Below are 11,086 nucleotides of genomic sequence, written 5' to 3'. Positions count from 1 at the left end.
GGGCACGCCGACGGCACCGGGCTCGGCATGCCCCGGCGGTCGCGGGGCACGGCCCGCTCGTCGATCAGGGGCAGCGGGTAGCGGTTGAGCAGCGGCTCGCCGCACGAGCGGTCGACCCGGTAGCCGTAGCGCTCCGGGTGGGTGATGAGCGGGTTGCCGTCCTGGTCGTAGAGGTAGACGTCGGTCAGCGGGGTGCCGTCCTTGGCGTACGGCTTGATGTTGTAGACGCCGTCGGACGACGCGTTGCGCACCCACACCTCGGGGCGGGCGGCCACCCGCGTCGTGTCGCCGGCCGACGCCGCGAGGTCGAGGGCCGCGATCAGGGCGAGCACGGCCAGCGCGTTGGCCGCCAGCGCCACCGCGCGGCCGGCGCGCCACCCGCGAGCGCCGCGCCGGCCGAACCACACCGAGGCCCAGACCGCGACCGCCACCACCACCCAGCCCACGACGTCACCGGGGACGAGACCGCCGTTGTCGGTGATCAGCAACAGCACCATGGCCAGCAGGTAACCGCGCAGCACCCACCATCCCGGCCGCAGCTCCGGCAGGAAGCCTGCGAAAGAGCGGTACGGCGCCTGCGCCATCAGCCGGGTGTGCGCCCCCACGGCCCACCCGCGCGGGTCGGCCCGGCGCCGGCGCTCCCGCTGGGGACGCTCGCCGTACGCGGCCGCCAGCTCCTCGGCGTAGGCCTCCGGCGGGCCGAGCCGGGACTCCAGCGACTCGCCGGTCTCGGCGGCGATCTCGGCGAGGTGCTCGTCGAGATCCTCCAGCAGCTCCTCCCGCTCCGGGTGGTCGGCCAGGGCGGCGCGCACGGCCTGGGCGTACTGGTCGGGGGTCATTCTGCCTCCTTGAGCAGGGATGCCATGGTGGCCGAGAATTCGGCCCACGTCCGGGCCGAGGAGGCGTACATGCCGCGGCCGACGTCGTTGAGCCCGTAGTACTTGCGGTGCGGCCCCTCGTCGGAGGCCACCACGTAGGAGGTCAGCGCGCCCGCCTTGAACAGGCGGCGCAGCGTGCCGTAGACGGAGGCGTCGCCGACCTCGTCGAGCCCGGCCTCCCGGAGCCTGCGCACCACGTCGTAGCCGTAGCCGTCGCGCTCCTTGAGCACGGCCAGCACGGCGAGGTCGAGCACGCCTTTGAGCAGCTGACTGCTATCCACGCCAAGCACACTACTGCGCTTTGCGTAATAGTGGCAACAAAAAGAGAACCGGGCGGCGCCCGAGGGCACCACCCGGTTCAGGTGATCAGCGTCGCGCCGTTCAGGCGGCCGGAGTGGAAGCCGAAGGCGTCGGAGTCGCCTCCACCTTCAGCGTCTCGGCCGGCTTCTCGACCTGCGTCGTGACCCCGCAGGACCGGTAGCTCTCGCTGTCGGAGCTGCTGTTGTTCGGGCCGGTCACCGACAGGGTGACGGTGCCGCCCTTGACGGCCTCGCCGCTCACCGTGGTGGCGACCCCGTTGACGCTCTTCGTGCCGCCACCGCGGCCGAAGTAGACCTCACCGCCGCCGATCGGGCTGCCGTTCACCCGCCAGGTGTACGACACCTTGCCCGCGCCGGTCGCGGAGACGAAGCCGCTCGCCTTGACGGCGCAGTTGTCGTCCACGCTCACCGAGGCCGAGGCGGACACCTTGGTGCCGTGACCCTCGGGCTTGTGCGGGGTGTAGTCCTTGCACCAGACCTTGTAGCCGGCCCGGTTCGAGTACGAGCCGTCGGGGCCCAGGATCTGCAGCTGCGCCCAGCCACGCTCGCTGTGCCGCGGCGAGAAGGCGAAGCCCACCTTGCGGGCGTCGTGGACCTTGACCTTGCCGTAGTCGACCGCGTCACCGTTGAGCAGCCAGCGGTAACGCACCCACGTCGGGCGGTCGGCCTCGATCAGGCCGACGAAGCCGATCTTGTTGCCGGGGGTGCAGCGGCCGGCGTACGAGCTTGGGGTGGCCCAGGCACGGGCCTTGACCGACACGTCGAGGTGCGTGCGGACCTCCTTCAGCGGCTCCTGGCAGGAGACGGAGAAGTAGCCCTTCTTGGAGGTGACCTTCTTCGGGCCGAGGATCTGGATGGCCTCCCAGCCCTTGACGTCCTCGTCGAAGGTGATGGACTGCTTGACCGTCACCGTCTTGACGCCCTTGCCCTTGAGCTTGACCGTGTGGACCTTGCTCTTGGACCCGTCACCGTGGAGCCAGCGGTAGGCCAGCTCCGTCTTGCCCTTGACCGGTACCTTGATCTTGGCCGAGAAGTCGACCTTGGCCGGACATGACCCTTCGAACTTCCCTGGCGTGGCCTTCGGCGCGGACACCGAGACCTTCGGCGCCTTGCCGGCGGTCGCCGCCTGCGCGGGACCGGCGACCAGGCCCGCGGACAGGGTGGCGAGCACCGCCGCCGACGCACCGAATGCGGCGGCCTTACGAGCTAATCCAGCAGAAACCATGTGAGAGTGCTCCATTCCGTGAGGGAAAAGACGCGCTCGGGAACGGTCGCCACGCCGGCGCCTTCCGCGCACAGCTATATGGCAAAGCCCCCGTAATGCATCTTTACCTAATCACAATACTGATTGGGCACTCAACACGATCGCGACAGGAGAAATGTCCGGATTTTTCGCTACCTATCGGGCAATAGACCAGGCGATTCCGTCCAAAATGTCGTGTTCACTCACCACGACCTGCGAAAACCCGAAACGGCGTACTATGCGGTCCAAAATGAGCGATCCCACCCCGATCACATCGACGCGGCCCGGATGCATCACGGGCAGGTCGGCACGCTCACGGTGGGTCATCGCCAGCAGCCGCCGTGTCACGTCGTGCACCTGCTCGGCCGAGATCCGCGAGTGGTGGATGCGCTCCGGGTCATAGGACGGCAGGTCGAGCGCGATGCCCGCGACCGTCGTGACCGAGCCCGCCAGGCCCACGAGCGTGTGCGCCCGGCGTACCGGCACCTCGGCCTCCACGCGGTCGAGCGCGGCCTCGATGTCGGCCACCACCGCCTCCAGGGCGCGCGCGGACGGCGGGTCGCCGGCCTCGCGCAGGTGACGCTCGGTGAGGCGGACGCAGCCGATGTCCACCGACAGCGCCGCCTGCGCGTGCTCGGAGCCGAGCACGAACTCCGTGGACCCGCCGCCGATGTCCACCACCAGGAACGGCGGCAGCGGCCCCTGCGGCACCTCGGTCTCCGGCGACAGCCGCACCAGGCCCTTGGTGGCGCCCGTGAACGACAGCTCCGCCTCCTCGGCCCCCGTCACGACCTCCGGCTCCACCCCGAAGATCTCGCGTACGCCCGCGGTGAACTCCTCGCGGTTGGCCGCGTCGCGCGTCGCGCTCGTCGCCACCACCCTGGTCGCGGCCGCGCCGTGCCGGTCGATCAGCTCCCGGTAGGAGCGCATCGCCTTGAACGTCCGCTCCAGTGCGTCGGGCGCCAGCCTGCCGGTACGGTCGACGCCCTGACCCAGGCGGACGATCTCCATCCGCCGGTCGACGTCGACGATCTCGTCCTCGTGCACGTCGGCGACGAGCAGACGTACGGAATTGGTGCCGCAGTCGATGGCGGCTACACGCATGGTCCGTCACTCCACCAGTCGGGGAGGGCGTCGAGCGCCTCCCGGCCGAACGGGTTGGCGCCGGGCACCGCGAGCTCGTGCGCCACGAGCGCGTGCAGGCACTTGACCCGCTCCGGCATGCCTCCCGTGCTCTGCATGTCGCGCGGCAGCGGCTCCAGGCCCCCCTCCTCGGCGGCCCTGTCGCGCCGCGCGACGTAGTCGTCGTGGGCGGCCCGGTAGGCCGCCGCCAGGTCGGGATCGTCGGCCAGGCGCGCCTGCATCTCCCGCATCAGGCCCGAGCCCTCCAGCGTGCCGATGGCCGAGGCCGCCTTGGGGCACGTCAGGTAGTAGAGCGTCGGGAACGGCGAGCCGTCGGGCAGCCGCGGCGCGGTCTCCACCACGTCGGGGTTGCCGCACGGGCAGCGGTGGGCCACCCCGCGCAGCCCTCGGGGCGGACGCCCGAGCTGCTTCTGCACGATCTCGACGTCCTTACCGTCCAACGCTCTCCTTCCCGGTGACCGCCCTGCGTCCGGTGCCCTTGTCGGCGGCCTCCACGGACTCCCAGAGCGTCTGGTACCACGGCGGCACCGCCGCCGGCTGCTTCACGGCCGTCTGTTCCTTGCCCTGGTGCGGCTCCATCACCACGTAGCACTTCTCGCCGGGGCCGCAGTAGTGGAGCCGTTCCTTGGCCGTCTTCTTGATCCAGTTGGGGTCGTCGCTCTGCCGGTCGCGGGCCAGCAGCTCCTGCCGCTCGGCCTCCACCCTGGCCTTCTCCGCGCGCAGCTCGGCGATGCTGCGGCGCAGGCTGATGTACTCGCGCACCGGGTAGGCCAGGCTCATCGCGATCGCGCAGACCACGATCGCCAGGATGGCGGCCCGCCCGGTGAGCTGCGGCCTCTTCGTCCCCATAGGCGACACCCCTCCCTGCTCATAGGCCTCGCTCCGCGAGGCCGGCTCCGTCGCCCCCGATCCGTCACCTTCCCCCGCTCTGGTCGCTTCGCTCCCGCCGCTCCTCCAGGCGACGGCAGCTCCCTCGCTTACCGTCGCCTGGGGGAACCGTACTGGGAGACTAGCGGCGGAAACGGGGGAACGCGGCGCGGCCCGCGTAACGGGCGGCGTCGTCGAGAAGCTCCTCGATGCGCAGCAACTGGTTGTACTTCGCCACCCGGTCGGAACGGGCGGGCGCGCCGGTCTTGATCTGGCCGCAGTTGACCGCCACCGCGAGGTCGGCGATCGTCGTGTCCTCGGTCTCGCCGGAACGGTGGCTCATCATGCACCGGTAGCCGCTGCGGTGGGCCAGGTCGACCGCGTCGAGCGTCTCCGACAGCGTGCCGATCTGGTTGACCTTGACCAGCAGGGCGTTGGCCGCGCCCTCCTTGATGCCGCGCTCCAGCCGCTCGGGGTTGGTGACGAACAGGTCGTCGCCGACGAGCTGCACCTTGGCGCCGAGCGAGGCGGTGATCGCCTTCCAGCCCTCCCAGTCCTCCTCGTCGAGCGGGTCCTCGATGGAGACCAGCGGGTAGTTGGCGACCAGGTCCTCGTAGAAGGCGATGAGCTCCTGCGCCGACAGGCCCTTGCCGTCGATGGTGTAGACGCCGTCCTTGTGGAACTCGGAGGCGGCCACGTCGAGGGCCAGCGCGACGTCCTCGCCCGGCACGTAGCCGGCCCGCTCGACGGCGACCAGGATGAGGTCGAGCGCGTCGCGGTTGGACGGCAGGTTGGGCGCGAAGCCGCCCTCGTCGCCCAGGCCCGTGGCGTAGCCCTTCTCCTTCAGCACGCTCTTGAGCGCGTGGTAGACCTCGGTGCCCATGCGCACGGCCTCGCGGAACGTCTCCGCCCCGATCGGCGCGATCATGAACTCCTGGATGTCGACGTTGGTGTCGGCGTGGGCGCCGCCGTTGAGGATGTTCATCATCGGCACGGGCAGCACGTGGGCGTTGGGCCCGCCGAGGTAGCGGAAGAGCGGCAGGTCGGCGCTGTCGGCGGCGGCCTTGGCCACGGCCAGCGAGACGCCCAGGATGGCGTTGGCGCCGAGCTTCGACTTGTTGGGCGTGCGGTCGAGGTCGATCATGATCTGGTCGATGATGCGCTGGTCCTCGGCCTCGATGCCGTTGATCTCCTCGAAGATCTCGTCGGTCACGGCGAGGACGGCTTTCTCCACGCCCTTGCCGCCGTAACGCTTGCCGCCGTCACGCAGCTCGACGGCCTCGAACTGGCCGGTGGACGCACCGCTCGGCACGGCCGCCCGGCCGCTGCTGCCGTCGTCGAGCACGACCTCGACCTCCACCGTGGGGTTGCCCCGGGAGTCGAGGATCTCGCGAGCGTATACGACCTCGATGGTAGCCACGGGATGCGCTCCTAATTCGATCAGGCAATATGCCTTCAGAGCCTATCGGTAGGCCCGCGCGCGGGTGCGGCGCGCCTCACCCGGCCGACGACTCCCAGGTGCGGACACGATCCCGGTAGGCGCGCGCCGCCGCCCGCAGCTCCGCCTCGGCGTCGACCCCGGCCTCGGCGGCGCGGCGTACGAGGTCGAACAACTCGCGTGCGACGCCCTGCCCGACCGCGGCCGCCAGCGACTCCGGCGCCCCGGCCCGCTCGGCCCTGCGCAGCAGCTGGGCCGCCAGCGACAACGCCGGCTGCCCCATCGGCACGCCCTCCAGCACCGACTCGCGGCCCTTGGACGCCCGCTCGGCCGCCTTGATGGCCTCCCAGTTGTCGTTGACCTCGTCGGCGCTCTCGGCCCGCACCGAGCCGAACACGTGGGGATGACGGCGCACGAGCTTGTCGACGATGCCGGCCGCCACGTCGTCGACGTCGAACCCCTCGGCCACCCGCGCGTGGAAGACCACCTGCAGCAGCAGGTCGCCCAGCTCCTCGCGCAGCGCCTCGTGGTCGCCCTGCTCGATCGTCTCGAGCACCTCGTACGCCTCTTCGAGCAGGTACGGGACCAGCGACTCGTGGGTCTGCTTACGATCCCACGGGCACTCGGTGCGCAGCCGGTCCATCACCGCCACCAGGTCGAGCACCCGCCCGCCGGGCAGGTCGTACGAACCGGGCACGACCTCGATCACCGGCGGCTCGTCGAGCGCGAGCGCGGCGTGTCCCACCGCTCGCATGAACGCCTCGTCGTCGGCCTCGGACTCCGACGCCAGCCACACCACGGTCTCGGCGACCGCGCGCGCGGCCAGCCCCCGCGGGTCGGGCTCGACCACCTCGGCCTCGACCCCGGCCTCGGCCAGGTAGGGCAGCTGCCGGTGGGCGGCCGAGGCGGTGAGGACCGGCCCCGAGCGCAGCGCCTGCCAGGCCTGGTGGCTCAGCAGGCCCGGTGCGACCCTCGGCGAGGTGGTGACGACGATCAGCGGCACGGTCAGCCCTGCGCCTGCTGGGTGATCTTGCCGAACCTGCCGGTGTCGACGAACAGCGCGGGGTTCTCCTGCGTACGCTGCGGGTTGAGCTCGCCGTAGCGGGGGCTGAAGACCGGCCTGATCGAGATGAACTCCTGGGTCAGGCGCTGCTGCCCGGCCTGGCCGCCGAACTGCTGCTGCAGCTTCGACAGGCCGACGATCGCCCGGCCGTAGTCGCGGGCGTCGCTCGGCGTGACGCCGTTGGCCAGCAGGTTGATCTCGGGCGACTCGAACTGGCCCGGATCGCGCAGCGCGGCGTCGACCTCCGACTCGCTCACCTGCACGTTGTAGCGCTCGACGAGCTGCCGGGACACGCTCACGTTGACCAGCCGCTGCAGCACGACCTGGGTGGCCGGGACGCCGCCGAGCGCCGACTCGTCCAGGTTGGCCCGCTTCAGCGCGGCGAGATAGGCCTGCGTGTCCTCGTTGAGCTCACTCGTCGAGATGCGCTCCTTCCCGACCACGGCCGCGGCCCCGGCCTGCATGGGAGAGGAGCAGGCGGTCAGTGCCATGGCCACCGCGGCGGCGGCCACGGCCACTCGTATCGACTTCACGTAAGTCCCTTTCCGACCCGAAAACCGCCGCTAGCTTACCCGGGCGGGCTCGAGGAACATCGCCTCGACCAGGTCGCCGCACCATTTGAGCAACTCGAGATCGCGCAGGGGCTGACCGCCCAGCGGCTTGGTCTTGGGCACCGGCACCAGCAGCGTCTCCGCCGCCTGCTTGTATATCGCCTTCTTGTACAGCCGGTCGAGCCGGACCTGCTGCGACTCCTTCAGCCGGGCGGGGCCGAACTTGATGTTCTGTCCCTGCAGCGTGACGTCGGTGAGGCCGGCCGCCCGCGCCTTGATGCGGAACCGCGCGACCTCCAGGAGGTTCTCCACCTCGGCCGGCGGCCTGCCGTAGCGGTCGGTCAGCTCGTCGCGCACCTCGCCGATGTCGTCGGTCGTGGCGATGGCGGCGATCCGCTTGTACGCCTCCAGCCGCAGCCGCTCGGAGGTGACGTAGTCGTGCGGGATGTGCGCGTTGATCGGCAGCTCCACCTTGACGTCGGGCTGCTCCTCGCGCACCTCCTCGCCGGACAGCTTGGCCCGCTGCTCCTGCACGGCCTCGGCCATCAGCCGGACGTACAGGTCGAAGCCGACGCCCGCGATGAAACCGGACTGCTCGGCGCCCAGCACGTTGCCCGCGCCGCGGATCTCCAAGTCCTTCATCGCGACGTACATGCCGGCGCCCATCTCGGTGTGCTGCGAGATGGTGGCCAGCCGCTCGTGCGCGGTCTCGGTCAGCGGCTTCTCCGGCGGATACAGGAAGTACGCGTACCCGCGCTCCCTGCCTCGCCCGACCCGGCCGCGCAGCTGGTGGAGCTGCGACAGGCCGTAGTTGTCGGCGCGGTCGACGATCAGCGTGTTGGCGTTGGGCACGTCGAGACCCGACTCGACGATCGTGGTGGAGACGAGCAGGTCGTACTCGCGTTCCCAGAAGCCGACCATGATCTTCTCGAGCTGGTGCTCGTTCATCTGGCCGTGGGCCACCGCGATGCGCGCCTCGGGCACCAGCTCGCGCAGCCGCGCGGCGACCCGGTTGATCGAGGCCACCCGGTTGTGCACGAAGAAGATCTGGCCGTCGCGCATCAGCTCGCGCCGGACCGCCGCCGCGATCTGCTTCTCCTCGTACGGCCCCACGAACGTCAGGATCGGGTGGCGCTCCTCCGGCGGCGTGAGGATCGTGGACATCTCGCGGATGCCGGTCAGACCCATCTCCAGCGTGCGCGGGATCGGCGTGGCGGACATGGCGAGCACGTCGACCTGCGTGCGCAGGTGCTTCATCGCCTCCTTGTGCTCGACGCCGAACCGCTGCTCCTCGTCGATGATGATCAGCCCGAGGTCCTTGAACCTGACCTCCGGGCTGAGCAGCCGGTGGGTGCCGATCACCACGTCGACCGCGCCCGACCTGAGCCCTTCGATGGTGCCCTTGATCTCGCCGTCGGTCTGGAAGCGCGAGACCGGCTTGATCGCGATCGGGAAGCTGGAGAACCGCTCGGCGAAGGTGGACATGTGCTGCTGCACCAGCAGCGTCGTCGGCACCAGCACCGCGACCTGCTTGCCGTCCTGCACCGCCTTGAACGCCGCCCGCACCGCGATCTCGGTCTTGCCGTAGCCGACGTCGCCGCAGATCAGCCGGTCCATCGGGACGCCGCGCTCCATGTCGCGCTTGACCTCGTCGATCGCCTCCAGCTGGTCGGGCGTCTCGGCGTACGGGAAGGCGTCCTCCATCTCGCGCTGCCACGGCGAGTCGGCGCCGAACGCGTGACCCGGGGAGGCCATGCGGGCGGAGTAGAGGCGGATCAGCTCGCCGGCGATCTCCTTGACCGCCTTCTTGGCCCGCGACTTGGCCTTGGCCCAGTCGGCGCCGCCCATGCGGTTGAGCGTGGGCGCCTCGCCGCCGACGTAGCGGGTGACCTCGTCGAGCTGGTCGGTCGGCACGTAGAGGCGGTCGCCCTTGGCGTACTCGATGACCAGGTACTCGCGCGTCGCGCCCTGCACCGTGCGCTGCACCATCTCGACGTAGCGGCCGACGCCGTGCTGCTCGTGCACCACGTGGTCGCCGACCTTGAGCTGGAGCGGGTCGACCATGTTGCGCCGGCGCGACGGCAGGCGGCGCATGTCCTTCGTCGACGCCTTCTGCCCCACCAGGTCCAGATGGGTCAGGACGGCGAGGCCCGGCGTCACGAAGCCGTGCTCGATCAGACCGGTCGAGACGTGGACGACCTTCGGCTCGGGCGTCTTGTCCAGATGGCTCTGCAGGCGGGCGGGGACGTCGACGCCCTTGAGCACCTCGGCCATGCGCTCGGCCGGGCCGTGGCCCTCGCTGAGCAGCACGACCGCCTTGCCCTCGGTCAGCCAGCCCTTGATGTCGGCCAGCGCCCGCGCCGTGTCGCCGCGGTAGGCCTCGGAGTCCTGCGCGTCGAGCTCCACCCCGCCGCCGAACGGCGCCATCGTCCACCACGGCTGACCGAGCGCGCCGGCGTGCTCGCGAATCTCGTCGAGGGTGCGGAACGCCGCCGCCCCCAGGTCGATCGGCGCCTCACCGCCGGCCGCCGCGTTGATCCAGGACGCCTCCAGGAACTCCTGCGAGGTGCGGACGAGTTCCTCGGCCCGGCCCCTGATCCGCTCGGGGTCGCAGACGAACACCGCCGACCTGGCCGGCAGATGGTCGATCAGCAGGTCCATCTCCCCCGCCAGCACGGGCGCGAACGCCTCCATGCCCTCGACCGGCGCGCCCTCGGCGAGCTGGTCGAGCACCTCGGCCAGCGCCGGGTATTCGTCGGCCAGCTCCCGTGCCCTGGCCCTGACCTCGCCGGTCAGCAGCAGCTCGCGGCACGGCGGCGCGAACAGGCCGTCCTCGGCCGCCTCCAGCGAGCGCTGGTCGGCCACCTTGAACCAGCGGATCTCCTCGACCGTGTCGCCCCAGAACTCCAGCCGCAGCGGGTGCTCCTCGGTCGGCGGGAACACGTCGAGCAGGCCGCCCCTGACGGCCACCTCGCCGCGCTTCTCCACCATGTCGACCCGGTGGTAGCCGTTTTCGACCAGCTTGTCGACCACGTCGTCGAGGTCGGCCTCGTCACCGGCCCGCAGCCGGATCGGCTCCAGGTCGCCGAGGCCCTTGACGATCGGCTGCAGCAACGCCCTGACCGGGGCGACGATCACGCTGAGCGGCCCGGCGGCGGCGTCGCCCTTGACCGGGTGGGCCAGGCGCCGCAACACCGCCAGCCGCTGGCCCACGGTGTCGCTGCGCGGCGAGAGCCGCTCGTGCGGCAGCGTCTCCCAGGCCGGGAACACCGCGACGGAGCCGGGCTCGATCAGACTGGTCAGCGCGGCGGCGAGGTCCTCCGCCTCGCGCCCGGTCGCGGTCACCGCGAGCACGGTGCGCTGGTCGTGCGCGGCCAGCGCGGCCACGCCGAACGGCCGCAGCGCGGACGGCGCGACGAGCGCGACGTCGCCGCCCTCTTCGAGAGCGGCGGTCAGCTTCGGGTCGGCGCGAACAAGGTCAAGTAGCCCGGAAAGACTCATCAGATACGCCCACAGCCCCACGACGGCAACACGACTACCCCCGGCCGGGTCAGGTCGCGGGGGTCTTCCCCCAGAGTACTCG

General features: G+C 70.9%; 10 protein-coding genes. All 10 read right to left on the bottom strand.

Annotation, left to right across the window (positions count from 1 at the left end; genetic code table 11):
• The coding region (locus tag C1J01_RS40590) for an HAAS signaling domain-containing protein (RefSeq protein ID WP_111184374.1) at positions 1–839 on the bottom strand (839 nt) is incomplete at its 3' end.
• Positions 836–1,159 (bottom strand): PadR family transcriptional regulator, encoded by a 324-nt coding sequence (locus C1J01_RS40585; protein WP_111184373.1) that lies wholly within the window; start codon positions 1,157–1,159, stop codon positions 836–838. The genes C1J01_RS40585 and C1J01_RS40590, both read right to left, overlap by 4 nt.
• A gap of 100 nt (positions 1,160–1,259) precedes the next feature.
• The gene (locus tag C1J01_RS40580; protein WP_111184372.1) at positions 1,260–2,369 is read right to left on the bottom strand and encodes a hypothetical protein; all 1,110 of its coding nucleotides are present in this window, start codon (positions 2,367–2,369) and stop codon (positions 1,260–1,262) included.
• Positions 2,370–2,597: 228 nt separating this feature from the next.
• Entirely contained in the window at positions 2,598–3,545 is a 948-nt protein-coding gene (locus C1J01_RS40575; RefSeq protein WP_111184371.1) for a Ppx/GppA phosphatase family protein, read from the bottom strand.
• Positions 3,536–4,024, bottom strand: a complete 489-nt coding sequence (locus C1J01_RS40570; protein ID WP_111184370.1) for a DUF501 domain-containing protein — start codon at positions 4,022–4,024, stop codon at positions 3,536–3,538. The genes C1J01_RS40575 and C1J01_RS40570 overlap by 10 nt, the downstream gene beginning before the upstream one ends.
• Positions 4,014–4,433 (bottom strand): FtsB family cell division protein, encoded by a 420-nt coding sequence (locus C1J01_RS40565; RefSeq protein WP_111184369.1) that lies wholly within the window; start codon positions 4,431–4,433, stop codon positions 4,014–4,016. The genes C1J01_RS40570 and C1J01_RS40565 overlap by 11 nt, the downstream gene beginning before the upstream one ends.
• A 160-nt stretch (positions 4,434–4,593) precedes the next feature.
• Positions 4,594–5,871 carry a phosphopyruvate hydratase gene (eno, locus tag C1J01_RS40560; RefSeq protein ID WP_111184368.1) on the bottom strand — a complete coding sequence of 426 codons (1,278 nt, stop codon included), beginning with the start codon at positions 5,869–5,871 and terminating at the stop codon, positions 4,594–4,596.
• A gap of 76 nt (positions 5,872–5,947) precedes the next feature.
• Positions 5,948–6,892, bottom strand: a complete 945-nt coding sequence (locus C1J01_RS40555; RefSeq protein ID WP_111184367.1) for a nucleoside triphosphate pyrophosphohydrolase — start codon at positions 6,890–6,892, stop codon at positions 5,948–5,950.
• 2 nt (positions 6,893–6,894) lie between these two features.
• Positions 6,895–7,485, bottom strand: a complete 591-nt coding sequence (locus C1J01_RS40550; protein WP_146615899.1) for a SurA N-terminal domain-containing protein — start codon at positions 7,483–7,485, stop codon at positions 6,895–6,897.
• A gap of 30 nt (positions 7,486–7,515) precedes the next feature.
• Positions 7,516–11,004, bottom strand: a complete 3,489-nt coding sequence (mfd, locus tag C1J01_RS40545) for a transcription-repair coupling factor (RefSeq protein ID WP_111184375.1) — start codon at positions 11,002–11,004, stop codon at positions 7,516–7,518.
• Positions 11,005–11,086 lie beyond the last annotated feature (82 nt).

It is taken from the genome of Nonomuraea aridisoli (assembly GCF_003236395.1).
In the GTDB taxonomy this organism is placed as follows: domain Bacteria; phylum Actinomycetota; class Actinomycetes; order Streptosporangiales; family Streptosporangiaceae; genus Nonomuraea; species Nonomuraea aridisoli.
The sequence above is the reverse complement of the archived record's forward strand: the minus strand, read 5'-3'. Positions and strand labels throughout refer to the sequence as shown.

Bases quoted from the DNA above. Each gene is read 5' to 3' on its own strand.
- C1J01_RS40575 (WP_111184371.1), bottom strand. From the start codon at position 3,545: ATGCGTGTAGCCGCCATCGACTGCGGCACCAATTCCGTACGTCTGCTC.
- C1J01_RS40565 (WP_111184369.1), bottom strand. From the start codon at position 4,433: ATGGGGACGAAGAGGCCGCAGCTCACCGGGCGGGCCGCCATCCTGGCG.
- mfd (WP_111184375.1), bottom strand. From the start codon at position 11,004: ATGAGTCTTTCCGGGCTACTTGACCTTGTTCGCGCCGACCCGAAGCTG.